We start from the raw sequence: 23,677 nt of genomic DNA, 5'->3' as shown, positions 1-23,677 counted from the left end.
AAAACTAGTTGCTACATGTAACGACTTTCAAAGGAGGATTATCAATTTTTATGAGCATAAAGCCGAATAATAAATTCTTTTCCAAGAAAACAATAATAATTATGCCAATATTATTATTGTGCGCTTTTGCTTTTCATTATTTCTTTTTAACATCTAATCAAGCCTTTTCTGGTACAGGGGATGCGTTACGTCAATTTGGTTTTTTTACGTTTCTTCTACAACATGCCTTTAAAGATGGCAACCTTTTTTGGTCTTTTGATTATGGATTAGGTGGAGATTTATTTGGAGAGTTTAGTTATTATTACAGCACATCACCGTTTTTCTGGATTACACTGTTACTACCTAAACTAAGTCTTGAGCAAGTATATGACGTGAAATTATACATGAGTATTTTAAAAAACTTTTTAGCTATGGTATTCATGTATGGTTCTTTACGTTACCATAATAAAACAGCATTCTCATCTTTTGTTGCTGCTATTATATATGGTGGTTGTATTACTTTCATCCGCCACTCTTTACTATGGGATTTCATGGCTGATGCCATTGTATTTTTACCATTAGTAATATGGGGACTTGATAAATATATTATTGAAAAGAAGCGCGGACTTTTCCTAATCGCTGCTACTTTAATGTTAGCATCAAACTTTTATTTTGCTTTTATCACAAGTATTTTCATATTTATTTATGCATTATTCCAATACTTTGCGACACAACAAAATAAAACGATTGTCTCTTTTCTAACTTATTATATTAGAATCGGTTTATTGTATGGATTATCACTCGGTTTAGCCGCCGTTTGCTTCCTCCCATCAGTTAATGCCGTATTTAGTGCTGATCGACTATCAAAAAAGTTTGAGATACCATTATTATTTGAAGATAAATTTTATAAAGATTTAATGGAAAATATTTTCTTCATGTATAATGCTGAAAATCATCAATTAGCTTTACCAGCTTTAATTTTATTCTTAATCGTATTTGGAATGTTTATACGTGATAAACTCGTTAAAAATAAAGTATTCTTTACGTTATTCATGTTCATTCTGTTTATGCTTCCATATACATATTCTGTGTTTAATGGTTTTTCAGCAATGCAATCTAGATGGTTCTATTTATTTGTATTTGTAATTGCCCAAACAATTGCATACATTCTAGATTGGATGATTATTCATAAGAAAGACTACAAATTACCTTATTTAATAAGTTTATTAGTGTCTATTGGATTATTCATTTATGCATTTTATAGAAAAGCAAATATAAATGTAACTGATAAACCTTTACAAGACGTTGATAACATTTTACTCGGAACTGTCGTTCTTTCTGTTATTACAGTATGTTTATGGCGTTATATTTCCAAACCTTTCATACAATTTTTAGTTGTATTGAATGTACTCGTTAGCACAATTTCTATGAATTATATGTATGCGAATAATATACTTAGCACCGTTTACGGACAGAGCCAGATTTCAACTGAAAAGTTACACGAACCAGGCTATGATAATAAAGAAGAAATTGCTGCAATTCGCTACATACAAGAAAATGATAAAGACTTTTATCGTATTCTTAATCCATATAGCGAATATAACACACCAATGCTACAAGGTTATCATGGCTTAAGTACGTATCAAAGCTTAGTTAATTATTATGTCCATGACTTTATGAAAAATAAATATGGTGTATTCCAAATGTACGATACACCTTCAATGTTTTATCAAGCTGATAGTCGACTACTACTTGAAAATATGCTAGGTGTAAAATATCGCGTATTAAGTGCTGATACAGATTCAAAGAATGTGCCTTATGGATATAAACTATTACAGCAAGTAGGACCGTATAATATTTACAAAAATGACTATGCTTTACCGTTAGGATATGTATATGATTCGGCTATAAGTGAGGAAGAATTTTCTAAATTAAACTTCGCTCAGCGTGATCAATTATTATTACATGCTGTTGTCGTTAATAATACAAAAGAATTTTCATTAAACCATTTTAATAAACAAGACCTTAAATCAAAGGCAGTATCTATTAAAACGGAAAAAGCAAAATTCGAAAACATGGAAAAACAAGAAAATAAACTAATTGTTCATGGCTTTGGAAATATGATTGTACCTATCAATTATCCTGATACACCTGGTGATCTACTGATAGAATTAAAATTAAAAAATGCAGGCACATTCAATGCAACTGTTAATGGAAAAACGATAGGAAAAGGGGACGATGCTGGTGCATACTCTTATCCGTTAGAAAGGTTTGTTTACAATTTGGGCAATGAGCGTCCAGAAAACCTAACTATCTCTATTGATATGGCAGGTGAGTATGAATTAGGTGACTTGCAAGCAAATATTGTAAACTATGAAAGTGTACAAAAAGAAACAAAAAAACTAACTGAAAATAGGCTTGAAAATATTTATTATAAGAACAATTATTTAAAAGGGGATATCAAATCAAATAAAGACGGGCTCTTATATTTATCTGTCCCATATAGTAAAGGCTGGACTATAAAAATTGATGGAAAAGAAACAGAATTTACGAAAGCGAATTCTGCCTTTATCGGTGTTCCCATTACAAAAGGTTCACATGTAATCGAAATGACTTACGTTACACCTTACTTCAAATTAGGTATGATTATATCAATCATCTCACTAATTATCTGTATAGCTTTACTAATTTTCAAAAATCCAAAAGCACGACGAAAATTTTCTTTTAAAAAGCAATAATGAGCAATCAATGAATCATGAATCTATCCAATTGGATAGATTCATATAAAAACGCATAACATTGTTTTAACCCACTACAAACAAGGAGTGTCAAAAATGACTCTTTCAATCGTTGTACCATGCTACAATGAAGAAAAGGTGCTTCGAGCCTTTTATTCAGAGACTTCTCTTGAAATTCATAAATTAACTACCGATTATGAATTTGTTTTTGTTAATGATGGTAGTAAAGATGATACTTTAAATATTTTACGTGATTTAGCTAGTTCAGATTCGTCAGTACACTACATATCATTTAGTCGAAACTTCGGAAAAGAAGCTGCAATGTTAGCTGGTTTAAAATATGCTACAGGCGATGCAATTGTTATTATGGATGCTGACTTACAACACCCTCCTACGTTAATAAAAGAACTGTTAGAAGGATATAACGACGGCTACGACCAAGTCATTGCAAAAAGAACAAGAACTGGTGATTCACCCGTTCGCTCTTTCGTCTCTCGTCTTTACTATAAAGTGATGAATAAATTTGTAGATATTGAATTAGTAGACGGTATTGGTGACTTTAGACTTTTAAGTCGAAGAGCAGTAGATTCTTTATTATCTTTAAGTGAATACAACCGATTTTCAAAAGGCTTATTTTCTTGGATCGGTTATAACGAATTAATCATTGAATATGAAAATGTATTACGTTCTGATGGAGAAAGTAAATGGACCTTCTCGAAATTATTAAATTACGGAATTGATGGTGTAATTTCATTTAATAATAAACCGTTACGTCTATCTATATATCTCGGATTACTAACAACCATTTTAGGACTTTTATACGTAATCACTACGTTCGTTCAAATCATCCTTGGTGGTGTGGAAGTTCCTGGTTACTTTACTCTCATTTCCGCTATACTATTTATTGGCGGTATTCAACTCATATTCCTAGGTGTTATTGGTGAATATATCGGTCGTATTTATTATGAAACAAAACGTAGACCGCATTTTATTGTAGCTGAAAAGAAAGTTAGTGAAGTTAAACAAAAGGCATAACCAAAAAGTTACTTCTGTAGGTAGAAGTAACTTTTTTATATACTAACATTTACAAACACTTCTTTTGAAAAAATATACATTTTGAAATGATGGCATTATATGAAAGAATTTAGTATCATGATTCAAGGTACTATTTCAAGTTGGACGGAGGATACTATGAGCTTATTAACAGTTGAAAAATTAGGACATACATTTGGTGATCGTACATTATTTAAAGATGTATCTATGCGATTATTAGCAGGTGAGCACGTTGGATTAGTTGGTGCAAACGGTGTTGGTAAATCAACATTCATGAATATCATTACTGGTCAGCTTATTCATGACCAAGGTCGTGTAGAATGGACACCGGGCACACATTACGGCTACTTAGATCAGCATACTGTTTTAACGCCTGGACGTACGATCCGTGACGTACTAGCGGATGCATTTTTACCGTTATTCGAAAAGGAAAAAGCTTTAAATGAAGTTACAGAAAAAATGGGAACTGCTACACCAGAAGAACTAGAAGAACTTCTTGAACAAATGGCAGAAATACAAGATGCACTTGAAGCAGGTGGTTTCTATTTACTAGATATGAAAATTGAAGAGGCTGCACGTGGTCTTGGAATTGATGCTATTGGTTTAGATCGTGATGTTTCAGCACTAAGTGGTGGACAACGTACAAAGGTATTGCTTGCAAAGCTATTACTTGAACAGCCAGAAGTATTATTGCTTGATGAACCTACTAACTATTTAGACGTTGAACATATTCATTGGTTAACAAATTATTTAAAAGAATACCCACATGCATTCTTATTAATTTCTCATGATACAGAATTTATGAACAAATGTGTTGATGTTATTTTCCATCTAGAATTCACAAAAATGACACGCTATACAGCGACATATGAAAAATTCCTAGAACTAGCAGAAATCAATAAAAACCAACATATAAACGCTTATGAAAAGCAGCGCGAGTTTATCAAAAAGCAAGAAGACTTCATTGCAAAAAACAAGGCTCGTTATTCAACGACAGGTCGTGCAAAGAGTCGTCAAAAGCAACTTGATCGCATGGAACTTATTGATCGCCCAGAAACAGCAATTAAACCTGAATTCTCATTTAAAGAAAGTCGCGCAAGTAGTCGCTTCGTCTTTGAAGGTGAAAATGTAGAAATCGGATATACACATCCGCTACTACCAAAGCTATCAATGACGATCGAACGTGGTGAAAAAATTGCTATTGTTGGATGTAACGGTGTTGGTAAATCAACGTTACTAAAAACAATCTTAGGTAAAATTAAGCCTTTAAGCGGTAAAACAAGCCTTGGTGACTTCTTAGAGCCTGCATACTTTGAGCAAGAAGTTAAAGCTGACAATATAACACCAATTGATGATGTATGGAATACATTCCCTGGTTTAGACCAGCATCAAATTCGTGCGATGTTAGCAAAATGCGGATTAAAAAATGAACATATTTCTCGCCCATTAAGTCAATTAAGTGGTGGAGAACAAGCAAAAGTTCGTTTATGTAAGCTAATGGGTGAGGAAAGTAACTGGCTACTATTTGATGAGCCGACAAACCATCTTGATGTTACAGCAAAAGCGGAACTTAAGAAGGCTATGAAAGCATATAAAGGAACAATCCTCCTTGTATGTCACGAACCGGACTTCTATGAAGATTGGATTACAAAAGTTTGGGATGTTGAAGAATGGTCTCAAAATAGTAAATAGTCTTTAAGAAAAAACTCCTTGTGTAGACAAGGAGTTTTTTACTTATTTTTATTAAGAATTTTTTATATTGTAGTATCCTATAAGTCGTAATCGAAATTCTTTTAATTCCGGATACGCCTCTAAATTTGCTAACATACCTCTAATTACTGGAATTCTTGGATTAAGCAATCGTATTTCCGCCTCTAAAACATCTAACGTTACTAACAACTCATCATCCTCTAATTGATCAGCTAAACTACGCTTAAATACAATAATTTCTTTTAAAAAATGCTCTTTAACTTGTTCCTTAATAAGCTCTGATTTACAAAGGAATTCTCCAAGCTTTTCTTCATGTAAAATAGGTTCTTCCGAAGATTCTACCAAACCATCTACTAAATGATCTACTCTTTTTAAAATAAAAGCAGCGACATACGATAAATCAATTTCTGGTGCTTGTAAAATAATTAATTCTAAATAACCACGGCATATGCCTTCTACTATAATTACTAAATCCAATAAATATGGCATAACCTTTTCACCATAAATGGACAATAAACTATTCCGATAAAATGCATGAGACTCTAACTTCATCCGCATCATAAATTCTTCTACTTCTTTATTAAACGGAATTGCATTTTCTCTCGCATGCATAATAATAAATTCTTTATGCTTTTGTATATCATTAAACTGACAATGTAATTGTTTTGCAAATTTTTCACGCGGTAATAAAGACTCTTGTTCAATATCCAGCATTTTCTTTTGGATTTTGTCATAATAATATCGAAGTGTCGCTAATAAAAGCTCATCTTTCGATTTAAAATATAAGTAAAAAGCTCCCTTAGATATACCACTAGCTGTCACAATTTCCTGCACTGATGTCGCATTTACACCCTTAGTAGCAAATAACTTCATAGCCGATTCTATAATCAAACGCTCTTTTTCTTTCATATCTTCTCTCCTAAATTTAATCTCGCATCTTATTATAAATGTATTATACCATCCCTTTTTATTGACGATTGACCGAACGGTCAGTTATATTATGTATTAGACTGACCAGTTGGTCAATATAATACAAAGGGAGCGCAAACATGAACAAAATCATCAATTTCTCGTTAAAAAATAAGTTCGCAGTTTGGCTACTAACCATTATTGTTACTATTGCGGGGATCTACTCTGGACTCAATATGAAGCTGGAAACAATTCCTGATATTACAACACCGATTGTGACAGTAACTACGGTCTATCCTGGTGCTACACCAGAAGAAGTAGCTGATAAAGTTTCAAAGCCGATGGAAGAACAACTACAAAATTTAAGCGGTGTTAACGTTGTGAGTTCATCATCTTTTCAAAACGCATCTTCTATTCAAGTAGAATACGATTTTGACAAAAATATGGAAAAAGCAGAAACAGAAATTAAAGAAGCTCTCACAAATGTAAAACTCCCAGAAGGTGTTAAAGATCCTAAAGTTTCACGAGTAAACTTCAATGCTTTTCCCGTTATTTCGTTAAGCGTAGCAAGCAAGAATGAATCTTTAGCTACTTTAACTGAAAATGTAGAAAAAAATGTTGTACCGGGATTAAAAGGACTTGATGGTGTTGCATCTGTTCAAATTGCTGGTCAACAAGTAGATGAAGTACAGCTCATCTTTAAGAAAGATAAAATGAAAGAACTAGGACTAAGTGAAGATACTGTAAAAAATGTGATTAAAGGATCGGATGTATCTTTACCACTTGGCTTATACACATTTAAAGACACGGAAAAATCAGTTGTTGTAGATGGCAATATTACAACGATTAAAGCATTAAAAGAACTTAAAATCCCAGCTATACCTTCCTCACCTAACGGTCAAGGTAGTCAAAATGCTGGCGCTGGTGCACAAACGCCACAAATGAATCCAGCCGCTATGAACGGGATTCCAACAGTTACATTAGATGAAATTGCTGACATTAAAGAAGTTGGGAAAGCAGAATCCATTTCTCGAACAAATGGAAAAGAAGCAATTGGAATTCAAATTGTGAAGGCCTCTGATGCAAATACAGTTGATGTTGTAAATGCAGTAAAAGATAAAGTAAAAGAACTTGAGAAAAAGTATAAAGACTTAGAGATTATTTCAACATTCGATCAAGGTGCACCTATTGAAAAATCAGTAGAAACAATGCTGAGCAAAGCAATTTTCGGTGCTATCTTTGCGATCGTTATTATTATGCTGTTCCTACGAAATATTCGAACAACGTTAATCTCTGTCGTTTCAATACCACTTTCTTTATTAATTGCTGTTTTAGTCATAAAGCAAATGGATATTACGCTTAACATTATGACACTTGGAGCAATGACCGTTGCTATAGGCCGCGTTGTCGATGACTCAATTGTTGTTATTGAAAATATTTACCGCCGTATGTCGTTATCAGAAGAGAAATTGCGCGGAAAAGATTTAATTCGTGAAGCTACGAAAGAAATGTTTATCCCAATTATGTCTTCTACCATCGTAACAATTGCTGTATTTTTACCACTTGGACTAGTAAAAGGTATGATTGGTGAAATGTTCTTACCATTCGCCTTAACTATCGTCTTCGCTTTATTAGCATCATTACTAGTAGCAGTTACAATCGTACCGATGCTAGCTCACTCTTTATTTAAGAAAGAGAGTATGAGGGAAAAAGAAGTACATCATGAAGAAAAACCAAGTAAATTAGCAAATGGGTATAAACGCATACTTGCATGGGCTTTAAATCACAAAATTATTACATCAAGTATCGCTGTCCTTCTATTAGTTGGTAGTCTTGCACTTGTACCAGTTATCGGTGTAAGTTTCTTACCTTCTGAAGAAGAAAAAATGATTATCGCAACATACAATCCTGAACCAGGTCAAACGTTAGAAGACGTTGAAAAAATTGCAACAAAAGCTGAGAAGCACTTCCAAAATAATAAAGACGTCAAAACAATTCAGTTCTCATTAGGTGGAGAGAATCCAATGAGTCCTGGTCAATCAAACCAAGCAATGTTCTTCGTGCAATATGATAACGACACGAAAAACTTTGAAAAAGAGAAAGAACAAGTCGTTAAAGATTTACAGAAGATGTCTGGCAAAGGCGAATGGAAAAACCAAGACTTCGGAGCAAGTGGCGGTAGTAACGAAATTAAACTATACGTTTACGGAGATAGCTCAGAAGACATTAAGCCTGTCGTAAAAGATATTCAAAATATCATGAAGAAAAATAAAGACTTAAAAGATATAGATTCTAGTATTGCAAAAACATATGCAGAGTACACTTTAGTCGCAGATCAAGAAAAGCTGAGTAAAATGGGCTTAACGGCTGCTCAAATTGGAATGGGACTTTCTAATCAACATGATCGCCCTGTTCTGACAACAATTAAAAAAGACGGTAAAGATATCAATGTATATGTAGAAGCTGAAAAACAAAATTATGAAACAATCGATGACTTAACAAATCGTAAAATTACAACACCACTTGGTAATGAAGTGGCTGTGAAAGATGTTATGACTGTAAAAGAAGGTGAAACTTCGAATACAGTGAAACACCGCGATGGCCGTGTTTATGCAGAAGTAAGTGCAAAACTAACATCTGATGACGTTTCAAAAGCATCTGCCGCTGTTCAAAAAGAAGTAGATAAAATGGATCTTCCTTCTGGCGTAGATGTTTCTATGGGCGGCGTTACAAAAGATATTGAAGAATCATTTAAGCAACTTGGCTTAGCGATGTTAGCTGCGATTGCCATTGTATACTTCGTTCTTGTCGTTACATTTGGCGGTGCCCTTGCACCATTCGCAATTTTATTCTCGCTACCATTTACAATTATCGGAGCTCTTGTTGCCTTATTAATCTCCGGTGAAACATTAAGTGTGTCTGCAATGATTGGGGCGCTTATGTTAATCGGTATCGTTGTAACAAACGCAATCGTGCTTATCGACCGCGTTATTCATAAAGAAAATGAAGGACTATCAACACGTGAAGCTTTATTAGAAGCTGGTGCAACACGCCTTCGTCCAATTTTAATGACTGCAATTGCAACAATTGGTGCTCTTATCCCGCTTGCATTAGGATTTGAAGGTAGTGGCTTAATTTCTAAAGGACTTGGTGTAACGGTAATTGGTGGATTAACAAGTTCAACGTTATTAACACTTCTTATTGTTCCAATCGTTTATGAAGTATTAAGCAAATTTAAAAAGAAAAAAACAAAATAACAAAAAATAACCTCGCTAACTGCGAGGTTATTTTTTATTTCCAAACAAGACTAGAAAATCACCATAGCCTTCTTTCTCTAATTCCTCTTTTGGAATAAATCGAAGGGCTGCAGAATTAATGCAGTAACGAAGTCCATTTGGTCCTGGACCGTCTGGAAATACATGCCCAAGATGTGAATCTCCTTCCTTACTTCTCACTTCTGTACGCGTCATATTATGACTCACATCCATCTTTTCTTTCACACTTGCTGACATAACTGGTTTTGTAAAACTAGGCCATCCACATCCACTATCAAATTTGTCTAGAGAAGTAAATAGCGGCTCACCTGAAACGATGTCTACATAAAGACCTTCCTCTTTATGGTTCCAATACTCATTTCGAAATGGTGGTTCTGTACCATTTTCCTGCGTTACATAAAACTGCATCTCATCGAGTTTTTCTTTTAAATGAGCATTATCCTTTGGCCAATGTTGCTTAATAAAAGCATCTCGTCCTGAGCCTTTACGATATAACTCATAGCGGAATGTGTTTTTCTTATGATATCCTTGGTGATATTCTTCAGCTGGATAAAATGTAGCTGCTGGTAGTATTTTTGTCGCAATTGGTTTTGAAAAGCGCCCACTCTGCTCAAGTCCTTCTTTTGAGGCTTCTGCTTTTTTATGTTGTTCTTCATTATGATAAAAAATCACTGTTTCATAAGACTGTCCGCGGTCGTGGAATTGTCCTCCAATATCGGTCGGATCAATTTGTCTCCAATATATATTTAACAATTCCTCATACGACATTTTATTTGCATCAAATCTAATTTGTACCGCTTCATAATGTCCTGTTGTTTCTGAGCACACTTCTTTATACGTTGGGTCCTCTTTATGACCGCCTGTATAACCTGAAATAACCTGTATAATGCCCTCCATCTCTTCAAATGGAGAAACCATACACCAGAAACACCCTCCAGCAAATGTAGCTAACTCTACCTTTTCATTTACAGCCATTACTTCACCCCTATTCTATATTCTCCTTACAGTATGGCATAAGAAACATAATGTTATAAAAGAAAAAGCATCGAACATCGATGCTTTTTCTTACTTCACTTTATTTTTTCCAACATCCTTCTCCATTTCATCACTTGTCACGTCTAAAACATCTAGTAAGAAAATGAAGATTGGAATACCGATAATCAGTCCCCATACACCTAAGAAGTGCTCTGAGAAAATTAATACCATAAAAGTATAGAAAATCGGTAAATTTGTTTTTTGCGACATAAACTTCGGATTTAATACGTAACTTTCAAGCGCATGAATCACTGTTACGATAACTAAAATATAAACAACGTACATAATACCGCCAATATTGTAAGCAATCATACAAAGTGGGAATAACGAAATGATAACCCCCGCTACTGGAATTAATCCAAGCAAGAAAATCATTAATGCTAAACCTAATAATTGCGGGAATCCTAATATCCATAATGCGATAACTGAAAGAACACAGTTAACAACAGCAATTAAAAATTGTGCTTCGATTACCTTTCCAAATGAACGTGCAAATTTCTTTCCGAAGTACTCAATTTCAGTATAGAAAATTGCAAGCCTGCTTTCTTTAAACTTTGCAGTAAAACCAACAATACGAGATTTTTCTAATAAGAAAAACAAACTCAAAATTAAAGAAAGTAAAACCTGAAGGCCAAATTTACCAACATTCGTAATCGATTTATACAAAATGTCTACGCCTTGTCCTACATATTTAGAAAGCTCCATATGATTGACAGCATTAACTGCATACTTAATTAGTTCACTATCTGGTGGGTTTCTTAAAAATACATTGAATTGGTAAATCAGTTGTGAAATTTGTATCGTCAATACTGGTAAATATTTAAATAGCGTAATAGCAATTCCACCAATTAACATTACATATAGAAATGCTATAATAATTTTTCGATTAATAGGCATGAAATGATCTAATTTGCGGGAAATAAACTTTTGGAATCGATCCATTAAATACGTGAGAATAAACGTAATTAATATTAAATTCAACATACTTTGCAGCCCGTATAACACGAGAGCAAGTATTACTAATACGAGTAACCTCTGAAATCCTTTACTTTGAAACAGGTTTTTTATTTGCATAATCGACGAATACTCTCTCCTGTCCTATAAACTAAAACGTTAATAAGTAGATTTCTCTCTCTTTTCTACTTTTAATTATTCATTCATATTAAGATTTTTATAAACTCATTATATGCCTACCTTAACAGGTATATAGTAGCTTACTTCTTATTTTACAATACAATGACCTAATTCAAAACGTATTCTACATAGTATTAATGAAGATTTAAGGAAACTTATATTTTTTTAAATAGGTCTTACCACTACTGTAACATAAAAAGCAAGCTATCAGTAGAAATCTGTCCTACAAATAGCTTGCTTTTCTTGTTTTTTAAGTAAGTTTTACTATCCAATGAATGGTATGAACATTGGGATGACAACTACTGTTACAACCCCAACTACTGTTACAGCAATACTTGCCATCGCTGCCTCTACCTCACCCATTTCAATTCCTACCGCAACTCCTAATGCATGACCCGCTGTTCCAAGTGCTAAACCTTTTGCAATCGGATGTTTCACTCTAAATGTTTTTAAGAATAATGCTCCTAATGCGTATACGATAACTGCGTTGAAAATAACTGCAAACGATGTAATTGCTGGAATACCACCAATACTTTCTGAAATTGGTAACGCAATTGCTGTTGTTGCTGCTTGTGGTAGCATTGAATTCATTACTGCTGTATCTAAACCGATTGCTTTTGCAACAATGAACACGACAATTACTGAGCAAATAGATCCAACCACGATAGCTGATAAAATTTGCCACCAATATTTTTTCAACTTATCAACTTGTTTATAGAGTGGGATAGCAAATGCAATTGTTGCTGGCTCTAAGAAGAAACTAATCATTTTTCCGCCAGTATTATATTCTTCAAAAGTAAAGTTACCTACCTTTAGAAAGACAATCCCTAATACCATCGCTACGAATAATGGTGTAAATAGGAAGAACCCTTTTGAATGCTTGAATAATAATGTTCCGATTCCGTATGCGATTAATGAAACGACGATTCCGAAATATGGAGTCATTGTGCTTGCCATGTTCATTACCTCCTAACAATATATAAATGCAATGGTTACGCAACCTTTCCGTGCTTGCGTCCTTTATTTACTACTTTCAATTCTTTTGTATCTTCTGTTTCTTTTTCATCTTTTCCTAAAATAAATTGTGCAAATAACCCTGTTACAGCAAGTAAAATAACTGTTGCTACAACAATTACAGTTAAAATTTGTACAAAGTATTGCCCCATTACACCAAGAGAATTAATAACTGAAATACCTGATGGGACGAATAAGAATCCAATAATACCTGTTAAAGCTGTTCCGAGTGATTCAACTTGCTCCAATTTAATAACTTTTAAACATAATAGACTAAATAAAATAACTAACCCGATTACCGATGAAGGCATTGGAATTGGTAAATGTGTTGCAATAATATTAGAAATTAACATAATAGCTGAGAATATGAATGCTTGTGATAAGAAACTATATACTTTTTTCGTACTCATTTTGGCCACCTCTTTCGATTTGGTACCTTTATTGTATAGGATACAAACGTATAAGTAAGCGTTTACATAACAGAACGTCAAATATACAGAATCAGTTACAAATATAAAAGGATGAAATACAAAAGCTGCTTCTTAAATACGAAGCAGCTTCTTGAGTTCTTTTGCATATGTACGGCTAACAGGTACTTTCGATCCTTCTTTCATGATTAAATTATAAGTAGAATTAAACCATGGCTGAATTTCAGTAATATGATTAATATTCGCAATAAAGCTACGGTGTACGCGCATGAAGCTTGCTTGTGGTAACCTCTTCTCTAAAATTACAAGTGTATCATGTGTTACATACGTTTCCCTCGTTGTTTTTACTGTTACTTTCCCATCTACAAGCCCTACATATATAATATCTTCAATATTCACAAGTACGATTGATTCTTCAATTGGTAATGCTAATTTATGCATCTCTGCTGTTACATCTGTCCCCTTTATTTCGTGCTTCGTTTCTATTTGCGCTTGTTTTTGTTTTTTATACTTCTTTAATGTCTGCACAATACGCTCTTCATCAAATGGTTTTAAAATGTAGTCTAACGCATCTACTTCAAATGCTTGCAGCGCATATTGATCATAGGCAGTAGCAAATACAATTGCAGGTGGATTTTTCATCTTCTTTAATATATTCGCGATTTCAAATCCGTTATCATCGGATAATTGAATATCTAAAAACACAATATCTGGTCTACTTTGCATTAGTTCTTCTAATGCGTCTTCCACACAATCAGCCTCACCAATTATCTCAACTTCTTTCGTTCTCTCTAATAAATACTTTAGTTCATCACGTGCTAACATTTCATCGTCAACTACTAATACTTTTAACACCCGGCTCTTCCTCCCCTACTTTTTTTGGAATAATAAAGGTAATCTCCGTCCCTTTATTTAATTCACTTTCAATATGAAGCATCGTTTCTTTCCCAAATAACCCAATAAGACGTTCATTAATATTATATAAAGCTGTTCCAGTCCCTTTCTTTGACGAAACTACCATCTTTCCTAATTGTTCTAAACGTTCTTCCTCAATTCCCTGTCCATTATCTTTTACTTCAAAGTGAACCATACCCTCTTTTTCAAAAACATGCACTTCCACTTCGCATACTGGTTGCTTTTTCGGAAAAGCATGTCGCAATGCATTTTCAACCAATAGTTGAAGAACAAATGGTGGTACTAAAGTTGTCTTTAGCTCATCTTCAATATACATCTTTACCTCATACTTATTTGGGAACCTTGCTTGTTCTAGTGATAAGTATGCCTGTACATGGTTTAATTCTTGTTCTAGTGGAATCAATAACTGACGTGCCCCTTGCAAATTACAACGGAAATACACGCTAAGCTGTAATAATAACTTCCTTGCTTTTTCTACATCTGTTCGGCATAAAGCTGATACTGTATTAATCGCATTAAATAAAAAGTGTGGGTTAATTTGCGCTTGTAATGCTTTTATCTCCGCATCTTGAAGTAATTTACTTTGCAACTCAGCTTCTCCTAACTCTAACTGCGTGGAGAATATTTTTGCTAACCCTTCTGCTAATTCCTCTTCCACACGACTTAACTGGTTAGGATTTTTGAAATAGAGTTTTAATGTCCCTATCGTATTTCCATGCGAAGTTAGTGGAATTACAATCGCCGCTTGCAAAGGGCAGCCTTCATGTTGACAATTAATAACCTCACGTGATTTCGCTTTCATTATTTTCCCTGTGTTTAACACTTCTTTCGACAAACCGGTTATTAAACTATGTGAAGGAATATGGTGATCTGATGCTAATCCAACATGAGCTAATATTTTCTCTGTATCTGTTAAGGATACCGCATCTGTTCCTGTAAAACGGTGAATAATTTGTGCCACATGCTTACATGATTCTTCTGTTAAACCTTGGCGGAAATACGGTAACGTTTTATCTGCAATACGTAATACTTTATGAGTCTGAAGTGCCTTTGCATTCTCCTCCTGACGCAAAATAGCTTGTATCATAGAAAGTAAAATAAAACTTCCAAAACTATTTACAAGAATCATTGGTATCGCTATTGTTTTCACAACGCTAATTCCATCCTCTATAATTAATAAAATCATAAGCATTTCTAAAGATACGATAAAAACACTTAAAACTGCTGAAAATTTAGGAGTAATTGTACGATTATATTTTTTGAAAATATATCCGATATAACCAGTTATAATCCCAGCTAAAATAGAAGAGATTGCGCAGCTTAGCGCTGTCGTACCACCAAGCATATAACGATGAATACCAGCAATAAATCCGACTCCAACCCCTACAATAGGGCCACCAAGTAAGCCGCTAATACCAACACCCATAATACGCGTATTCGCAATTGTACTTGAAGAAGAAACACCTTGTAACCAGTTTTCATTCATAATCGTATTTCCTGCTATTTCAATCCCAGTGTAATTGCTTACAATTGTAAATACCGAAAAAATACAAATAAGCTTAAGCTTATCTACATAGCCATCCTGTTTATGAAGGAGGCGTCTGAAAGTTTTAATATGAGAGAGTAAAAATCCTAAAATAACTATAAGTCCGACTCGTTCGATCATCATGAGTACTAAATTTAGCATCTTTGATTCATTCCTTTTTATTTAGTTAGTTTTATTATGGGAAAATAATGAAGTCGGCGTCAAGAAGAACGAAATATTTTTCGAAATATTTTACACATAATAACTTCCTCTTTATTTGACAATACAATAGAAGAGTGCTAAAAATAAAGTAATATAATACAGTCCTTTAACCCAACCCCGTGAGGTTGAGAAGGAAGTCGGAATATAATATACGTATGTTCTTTTTTGGGGATACGTATGCTTTTTTGGCCTTCTCATCATATCAGGTGAGAAGGCCTTTTGTTATTCTTCCATAGCGACTGTAGAAAATAAGGAGGAGTAATAATGAACGTCACTACTGATGTACAACAAACAACAGAGGAGACGAAAGCGAAAAGATATAAAACATTATTTGGTTCTGCGCTAGGATATGCAGCAGAAGGTTTAGATATGTTGCTATTATCTTTCGTACTTGTCTATATTTTAAAAGAGTTTCACTTAAGTCCTGTTGAAGGTGGAAACTTAACATTAGCTACCACAATAGGGATGTTAATTGGTTCTTATTTATTTGGATTTATTGCTGATTTATTTGGCCGTATTCGTACAATGGCCTTCACAATCTTACTGTTTTCACTAGCAACCGCACTCATTTATTTCGCAACAGACTACTGGCAATTATTAATTCTGCGCTTTTTAGTTGGAATGGGAGTTGGTGGTGAATTCGGAATCGGAATGGCCATCGTAACAGAAACCTGGTCTAAAGAAATGCGAGCTAAAGCGACATCTGTTGTTGCACTTGGATGGCAATTTGGTGTACTGATTGCTTCACTCCTTCCAGCATTTATTGTCCCACACTTTGGATGGAGAGCCGTTTTCTTATTTGGATTAATTCCAGCTTTACTAGCTGTCTATGTCCGTAAAAGTTTAAGTGAACCGAAAATATGGGAGCAAAAACAACGCTACAAAAAGGAACTGTTGCAAAAAGAATCTACAGGTAAATTAACAACTACTGAAGCAGAACAACTAAAACATATAAAAAAATTCCCACTTCGAAAGTTATTTGCCAATAAAAAAGTAACAATTACAACAATTGGTCTTATTATTATGTCGTTTATCCAAAACTTCGGATATTACGGAATCTTCACATGGATGCCCACTATTTTAGCAAATAAATATAACTATACATTAGCAAAAGCAAGTGGCTGGATGTTCATTTCTACCATCGGTATGCTAATTGGAATTGCAATCTTTGGTATTCTAGCTGATAAAATTGGTCGCCGTAAAACTTTTGCAATCTATTATATTGGCGGTACAGTATACTGTCTCATTTACTTCTTCTTATTCACAGATTCAACATTATTATTATGGGGAAGTGCATTGCTTGGATTCTTTGCAAATGGAATGATGGGAGGATTTGGAGCAATTTTAGCTGAAAACTATCCTGCTGAAGCTCGCTCTACCGCTGAAAACTTTATTTTCGGTACAGGACGTGGGTTAGCTGGATTTGGGCCTGTTATTATTGGCTTACTCGCTACAGGTGGCAACCTACTTGGAGCAATGTCCTTGATTTTTATCATCTACCCAATCGGGTTAATTACAATGCTACTATGTGTACCAGAAACAAAGGGAAAAGTATTAGATTAAACGTAAAAGAGGAAGCATCTCATTTAAGATGCTTCCTCTTTTACGTTTTTATTTATTTTGATTTACTAGCCTTCTGAAATAAGAATGCAGTTTTATCTTCTTCTTTTACAATACCTTGTTTTAATGCTAATTCTCCCGCAACTTTAGGCGCTAACCATAGCATTGGGAATAACAAAATTGATACCGGAACTGCCGTCACCACGATAAACGATTGTAGCGCATTAATACTTCCTTCACCCATATATAAAAGAATTGCTGCAACTGCGCCCATAATAAGCGACCAAAAAATTCGCAAACTAATTCTAGGATCTCCGTCTCCAGTCACTGCCATTGAAATGGAATACGCCATTGAATCCCCTGTTGTCACTACAAATAAAATTGTTAATAAAAGAAATGCTGGTCCAATAATATTAGAAAGTGGCAATTGTCCTGTAATTGCAATCATAGCTGCCGGCATACCAGATTCACTTAATGCGTCCGAGATAGACCCAGGATTCATCAACTCATAAAACACGCCTGATCCACCTAATATAGTAAACCAAAACGTTGTAATAATAGGTGCGATAATTCCAATTGCAACGATGATTTCTCGAATCGTTCTCCCTCTTGAAATTCGACTCACTAAAATTGCCATCATTGGTCCGTATCCAATAAACCATCCCCAGAAAAAGATTGTCCAAGATCCTAACCAACTTGCATCACCACGGTATGTGCTCATCGGTATAAATTCATTTACATAAAATCCAAACGAAGAAACAAACGAATCAATAATAAATCCACCTGGCCCAAATAGTAATATGAATGCCATTAATACAATTGCTAATCTAACATTTAAATTACTTATAATTTGAATCCCTTTATCAATACCTGTTACTGCCGATATGGTAGACACGGCCACCACACAAACAATAATTGCTAATTGAGTAGTAAACACATCAGAAATTCCAAATAATTCTTGTAATCCATAACTTGCTTGTAAACCTAAAAATCCAATTGGGCCAATTGTACCTGCAGCTACTGCAATAATTGCAGCTGCATCAATTATCGTTCCAAGCAGGCTCTTTCTTAATTTTTCCCCAAAAATAGGATATAAAAGCGTTCGAGGTTTTAGCGGCATATCTTTATGATAATGTCCATACATCATAACTACCGCACTAATTGTACCTAAAATCGTCCATGCTAAAAATCCCCAATGCATATAACTTTGTGCTAAAGCAGGCATGACTGCTTCTTTCGTTCCAGCAGATATACCATCATGTATTGGTGGCACCGTCATCAAATGATACATTGGCTCTGCTGCTGCCCAAAAAACGCCACCTCCGGCAAGTAATGTAGACATAATAATAGCAAGCCATTTTGCCGTACTAATCTCAGGTTTTTCTAATCCTCCAAGCTTAACTCTCCCATATTTGGAGAACGCCATACACATCGCAACAATAAATGTACCTAATAATAAAACTTGCCAGAAGGCACCGAAATATTTAATTGAAAAAGCGAAACTTTTATTAATCGCACTCTCTACATAATCCTTGTTCAAAAAAACTGCAATTACAAATAATAAAAGTGAACCACCACTAATAATAAATACAGGCCAATCAGTTTTTCGACTCTTCATCCTCATTTACACTTCCTCCTTCCTCAGCAATCTAAAAAAACAACTTTATTATGTTTTATTGTTTAAAACCAAAACACAATAATTATATATGCATAACATTTTATCGACTTCCCACATACTTATGTTGTCCCTAAAAATATGCCAAATCCCTTATTAAAAAGAAAGAATCTCTTCCTCTTACATAAAAAAGCAAAACAAAAGACCTTATATTTCTATAAGGTCTTCGAAACAGAAATTTGATTATAACATAAGGAACTCCTTGGTTCAAAAAGCCTCTTCCAAAAATAACCGAGAGTAAAGGCTTCCATTTGCTACATAACAGTAATTTTAAAAAATTATATTTCACAGAAAAAACCTACACTAAATATTATTTATGAAAGAAATTTGGCTTCAAAATTTCATTCGGATACGGTTTATGATAAATGTGGGTGGTAGCTGGAGATAATGGTGGAATAAGCCATACCCAATTACCTGTTACAACACGACCACAAGCAGCTTCTTGCTTCTCAAATTGCTGAAATTGTTGTGCAGCAGTATGGTGATCAACAATACTAACTCCTTGTTTTTTAAAGGAGTGTAGTACGGCAATATTCAACTCAATTAGCGCCTTATCTTTCCATAAGGTACCGTTTCTCGATGTATCTAAATCCATCATCTCCGCAACAGCCGGAAGTAAATTATAACGATCATGATCTGCTAAGTTGCGCGCCCCAATTTCTGTTCCCATATACCATCCATTGAACGGAGCGGCTGTATAAGAAATACCGCCAATTTCTAAACGCATATCTGAAATCATTGGAACACCATACCATTTTACTCCAAGTGATGAAATAGGGTATTCCGGGTGTTCAATTGGCACTTCTTTTACTTCTTCTCTCGGAATTTCTTTATATATAGGCGCTTTTCCATCTATAGAAAACACAAGTGGCAATACATCGTAATTCGTACCTTCTCCTTGCCAACCAATCTCCTGACAAAAGTCCGTAAATGTAGCGGAATGAGAATCACCAATCACTCCCGTTTCTGTTTTATATCCTGCATATCGAATCAATTGGTGATTATAAATTCTTATATTATTTTCTTCACCTTGATATTGCTTAAAAATCGTAATGGTTGGTTTAACTTTTCCGTCGTTCGTTGCATATTTAATATGATGAATTAATGCATTATATACACCCTCTTCATCATTTACTTCGCGCGCATCTAATATGTGCATCTTACTCCAAAATAGTCTTCCAATACATCTATTACTGTTACGCCATGCCATTCGTGAACCATGAACAAGTTCTTCAAATGTATGCTCATATGTCCCTGTCTTCTCTATCTCAATTTGAATTTCTTTTATACGTTCTTCTATCAATTGTTCTTTATGAATCTCCTTATAACAAATCGTAATAAAATTACTTGCTTCCTCTATTAATTGTTTCGTTTTACTCATAAACAATCTCCTTCTATTTCAACAAAACCCTGCTACTTTACAGTATAAGCAAAAAGGATAGGAGTCACAAATGAAAGTGAGAGTGTTACTTTTATTGTAATATTTTTCAGAAAATTAATGGAATTACTATTGACTTATATGGAAAATGGGTGTATTTTTGACTCAGGTAAAGTATTTTTACCTAGACCAACTTTTTTAAGTCGAAAGGAGGGAATGTTATGTCTTCATTTCAATTGCCAAAGCTTTCATATGACTATGATGAACTAGAGCCACATATTGATAGCAATACACTTGCCATTCATCATGGAAAGCACCATGCGACATACGTAAACAATTTAAATGCTACTTTAGAAAATTATACTGAATTACATAATAAATCTTTAGAAGAATTGCTATGTAATTTAGATGCTTTACCGAAGGAAATTGTTACAGCTGTACGAAATAACGGTGGTGGTCACTATTGTCATAGTCTTTTTTGGGAAGTGATGAGCCCACGAGGTGGCGGTGAGCCTAATGGAGACGTTGCAAAAGTAATTGATTATTATTTCAATACCTTTGACAACTTAAAAGATCAACTTTCCAAAGCAGCTATTAGTCGTTTTGGAAGTGGCTATGGATGGCTTGTTCTTGACGGTGAGGAACTCTCTGTTATGAGTACACCAAATCAAGATACGCCTTTGCAAGAAGGGAAAATCCCCTTACTCGTAATTGATGTATGGGAACATGCTTATTATTTAAAGTATCAAAATAGGCGCCCAGAGTTTGTTACCAACTGGTGGCATACAGTAAACTGGGACCAAGTAAACGAGAAGTATTTACAAGCAATTCAATCACAAAAACATTAGTCGTACGTATAAGGTAAATTTGGTAATGTAAAATCAGTATTGTCGAAATCCTCCAGAATCCCCCGGATTGCCACCGGGGGATTTATGATTACTTCATTGTATTTATATAATGTTTTAAAATATTTTTTATTTCTAGTTTCAGCTCTCGGAACAAAAATCCGAATTCACGAGCCTTTCCATTATGTAACGTACAGTTAGTTACCTCATTATAAGGAGCTATATTTCCCCCAGCTTTCTGAATGAGTGCTTTTATTCCTGTCTTCTCTTCTATGAAATGAATAATTTCTTCCATAGAAACTACTCCGTTACTACAGGCGTTAATTGGTCCTCTCACATTTGCCATTCCGCACCAAGCTAGAAACTCTCCTGCCTCTTTTTCATGTATAAATGACAAAGTTCCATCTACATGATCCACAACGATAGGTTTTTGGTTCACAATACATTCAACGTAAAATTGTAACCTTTTCGTATAATCATTTTCTCCAATAACAACTGGAAAACGCACTGCAACGACCGGGAATGTTGCATGTTGAAATACAACGGCTTCAGCTAATCTCTTTCCTTCACCATAATTGAAGTCATTCCTATCTCCATACGCGATTGCATACTCGTACGGATTAAAGTCTTCTTCTGATAAGCTTAGGGCAGGTTCATAGACGGCCATTGAAGATGTCATAACATATTTCTTCGTTTTCCCTCGTAACACTTCACATATTACCTTCGCTGCATTCGAGCTATAGCATAAATTATCGTATACAATATCATAACTTTTATCTCCTAGACGCTCTGCTAGTTGTTTTTCATCTTCCCTATCTACAATAAGTCTTTTTACTCTACTGCCAAAAGAATCTTCCGTAATTCCTCTCGTCGCAATCGTTACATCGTGCCCCTCTTGCAAAAGTGCTTCTACTAAATGTTTACCAAAAAATCTTGTTCCCCCTAGCACCAATACTTTTTTCAACTTCATCATCCCCACTTTAGCAAATTGTAAAATACTACCTCTCTATTATAAGTGCTAACATATAAAAAGCATGGAATTCGTTTAACGATTCCATGCCTTTATACAGATAATATATTAACGTACTCGATATTTATAAATACAATAACAGAAGTATAAAATAGAAATTACAGATACATAAACCCATAATTCATATACGAATCCCTCTCCCCACACTCCCATAAAATAAAAGAGTGAAGGTAAAGTCAATGTTACCCATGATTGTACGAAGGCAATCCTTCCAAGATATTGATTAATGTTCTTCTTTTGTGTATTTAATACAAAGAATAAATACCAAAGTAATGCCCACATAAACCACGTTAACGCATTAACAACATCATGGAATTGAACAAATGAAACAACCATATAGAATAAGGCTATAATTGCTACCCAAATACAAAACCATCCTAGACCACTACTATCCATTCCTTTTATAAAAGTAACACCTACATATAAATAAGTTAATCCAAATAAGAAAGTAGCCGCATATGAATACACTGTCCAATTGCTTTGGTCAGAAATCATAATCAAATAAAACGGAATAATAATTTGTAGTGCACCCACAAATAAATTAAAAACACCCGCACTTTTCATCTCTGCTTTCCCTAATATAACAAGACTATTTAAAAATAAAGCTGCCCCTGAAAGTAATAATCCTACATAACCCATATATATTCGTGTGAAAATCTTTACCTTTCACACTTTTAACCTCCCCACACTATAAAATGATACTTATATTATTTTTCTTCCCATTTAAAACTACATACATAATTTTTCACCTAAATAAGTCAGACCTCCTACCTCAAAAAAAGGAGTGAACTTAAAACGCTTTCAATAATAAATAATCCTATCAAAACATGAACTAGGATTCCTTGATTATAAACGTACTCTAGCAATGATACAAGTGTTGGAATACATTTCAATAATACGCTTTCAATTCCCATAAAAAATTAATAAAATAATACATTACTCTATCTCATTCTACTACCTTCTAGCATAAGATATTGTAAAATCATATCATTTAAAACAGCGAACGTTCTTTTCTAGGTTCGCTAATAAACTTAGTAGAAAATGAATATAAAAAATGACCTCTTGCTTGTATGCAAAGGTCATTTTTTATATTCATCATTAAACTTCTAAATAGCCATTTTTATTATTTGATTGCCATTTCCAAGAGTCAGCACACATTTCTTCTAATCCGCGTGTTGCCTCCCAGCCTAATTCACGCTTTGCTTTCGATGCATCAGCAAAACATACTGCCACATCACCTGGGCGACGCTCT

General features: G+C 34.3%; 18 protein-coding genes. 6 read left to right on the top strand and 12 right to left on the bottom strand.

The features are described from left to right. Positions 1–50: 50 nt before the first annotated feature. The 3 genes from HFD78_RS16380 to HFD78_RS16370 all read left to right on the top strand — a co-directional run bounded on the left by HFD78_RS16380 (position 51) and on the right by HFD78_RS16370 (position 5,462). Positions 51–2,717 carry a YfhO family protein gene (locus HFD78_RS16380; protein WP_000023704.1) on the top strand — a complete coding sequence of 889 codons (2,667 nt, stop codon included), beginning with the start codon at positions 51–53 and terminating at the stop codon, positions 2,715–2,717. 96 nt (positions 2,718–2,813) lie between these two features. Beyond that, positions 2,814–3,752 (top strand): glycosyltransferase family 2 protein, encoded by a 939-nt coding sequence (locus tag HFD78_RS16375; protein WP_000175827.1) that lies wholly within the window; start codon positions 2,814–2,816, stop codon positions 3,750–3,752. Positions 3,753–3,908: 156 nt separating this feature from the next. Then, complete coding sequence (locus HFD78_RS16370; RefSeq protein WP_000055410.1) at positions 3,909–5,462, top strand: ABC-F family ATP-binding cassette domain-containing protein; 1,554 nt, start codon at positions 3,909–3,911, stop codon at positions 5,460–5,462. Between the two features lie 51 nt (positions 5,463–5,513). Here the strand turns inward: HFD78_RS16370 and HFD78_RS16365 are convergent, their stop codons facing one another. After that, positions 5,514–6,389: a TetR/AcrR family transcriptional regulator gene (locus tag HFD78_RS16365; protein ID WP_000659645.1), complete on the bottom strand. Its 876-nt coding sequence runs from the start codon at positions 6,387–6,389 to the stop codon at positions 5,514–5,516. Between the two features lie 140 nt (positions 6,390–6,529). On the opposite strand from HFD78_RS16365, the gene HFD78_RS16360 reads away from it, so the two are divergent. After that, a complete protein-coding gene (locus tag HFD78_RS16360) occupies positions 6,530–9,646 on the top strand; it encodes an efflux RND transporter permease subunit (RefSeq protein ID WP_001033487.1) in 3,117 nt (1,038 codons plus the stop codon). Positions 9,647–9,673: 27 nt separating this feature from the next. Here the strand turns inward: HFD78_RS16360 and msrB are convergent, their stop codons facing one another. The 6 genes from msrB to lytS all read right to left on the bottom strand — a co-directional run bounded on the left by msrB (position 9,674) and on the right by lytS (position 15,877). Next, positions 9,674–10,639 (bottom strand): peptide-methionine (R)-S-oxide reductase MsrB, encoded by a 966-nt coding sequence (gene msrB / locus HFD78_RS16355; RefSeq protein WP_000290171.1) that lies wholly within the window; start codon positions 10,637–10,639, stop codon positions 9,674–9,676. Positions 10,640–10,729: 90 nt separating this feature from the next. Further along, entirely contained in the window at positions 10,730–11,773 is a 1,044-nt protein-coding gene (locus tag HFD78_RS16350) for an AI-2E family transporter (RefSeq protein WP_001166010.1), read from the bottom strand. A 324-nt stretch (positions 11,774–12,097) separates the two neighbouring features. Next, positions 12,098–12,790, bottom strand: coding sequence for an antiholin-like protein LrgB (gene lrgB / locus HFD78_RS16345; RefSeq protein ID WP_000168868.1), 693 nt, complete (start codon positions 12,788–12,790; stop codon positions 12,098–12,100). Positions 12,791–12,825: 35 nt separating this feature from the next. Then, positions 12,826–13,257 (bottom strand): antiholin-like murein hydrolase modulator LrgA, encoded by a 432-nt coding sequence (gene lrgA / locus HFD78_RS16340; RefSeq protein WP_000104901.1) that lies wholly within the window; start codon positions 13,255–13,257, stop codon positions 12,826–12,828. Between the two features lie 132 nt (positions 13,258–13,389). Next, entirely contained in the window at positions 13,390–14,130 is a 741-nt protein-coding gene (locus HFD78_RS16335; protein WP_191968091.1) for a LytR/AlgR family response regulator transcription factor, read from the bottom strand. After that, the gene (gene lytS / locus HFD78_RS16330) at positions 14,108–15,877 is read right to left on the bottom strand and encodes a two-component system sensor histidine kinase LytS (protein WP_000933590.1); all 1,770 of its coding nucleotides are present in this window, start codon (positions 15,875–15,877) and stop codon (positions 14,108–14,110) included. Before lytS ends, HFD78_RS16335 begins: the two co-directional genes overlap by 23 nt. Positions 15,878–16,201: 324 nt before the next feature. On the opposite strand from lytS, the gene HFD78_RS16325 reads away from it, so the two are divergent. Next, a complete protein-coding gene (locus HFD78_RS16325; protein WP_061655698.1) occupies positions 16,202–17,500 on the top strand; it encodes an MFS transporter in 1,299 nt (432 codons plus the stop codon). A gap of 52 nt (positions 17,501–17,552) precedes the next feature. Here HFD78_RS16325 and HFD78_RS16320 read toward each other — a convergent pair whose 3' ends face one another. Together HFD78_RS16320 and HFD78_RS16315 are read right to left on the bottom strand one after the other, a co-directional pair. After that, complete coding sequence (locus tag HFD78_RS16320; protein WP_058840410.1) at positions 17,553–19,121, bottom strand: BCCT family transporter; 1,569 nt, start codon at positions 19,119–19,121, stop codon at positions 17,553–17,555. Between the two features lie 361 nt (positions 19,122–19,482). Continuing rightward, on the bottom strand, positions 19,483–20,553 hold the full coding sequence (locus HFD78_RS16315; RefSeq protein ID WP_098006151.1) for a nitric oxide synthase oxygenase: 1,071 nt from the start codon (positions 20,551–20,553) through the stop codon (positions 19,483–19,485). 218 nt (positions 20,554–20,771) lie between these two features. Between HFD78_RS16315 and sodA the strand changes: the two genes are divergently transcribed. After that, a complete protein-coding gene (gene sodA / locus HFD78_RS16310; protein WP_000094035.1) occupies positions 20,772–21,398 on the top strand; it encodes a superoxide dismutase [Mn] in 627 nt (208 codons plus the stop codon). Between the two features lie 88 nt (positions 21,399–21,486). Here the strand turns inward: sodA and HFD78_RS16305 are convergent, their stop codons facing one another. From HFD78_RS16305 to HFD78_RS16295, 3 genes are all read right to left on the bottom strand, one after another. Then, the gene (locus HFD78_RS16305; RefSeq protein WP_033668094.1) at positions 21,487–22,368 is read right to left on the bottom strand and encodes an NAD-dependent epimerase/dehydratase family protein; all 882 of its coding nucleotides are present in this window, start codon (positions 22,366–22,368) and stop codon (positions 21,487–21,489) included. 105 nt (positions 22,369–22,473) lie between these two features. Further along, positions 22,474–23,064: an AmiS/UreI family transporter gene (locus HFD78_RS16300; protein WP_000542569.1), complete on the bottom strand. Its 591-nt coding sequence runs from the start codon at positions 23,062–23,064 to the stop codon at positions 22,474–22,476. Between the two features lie 459 nt (positions 23,065–23,523). Then, the coding region (locus tag HFD78_RS16295; RefSeq protein WP_191968090.1) for a GDP-mannose 4,6-dehydratase at positions 23,524–23,677 on the bottom strand (154 nt) is incomplete at its 5' end.

The sequence above is a fragment of the Bacillus sp. EKM501B genome (assembly GCF_011800505.1).
GTDB classification, from domain to species: Bacteria; Bacillota; Bacilli; order Bacillales; family Bacillaceae_G; genus Bacillus_A; species Bacillus_A cereus.
This window is presented reverse-complemented; position numbering and strand designations above follow the sequence as displayed.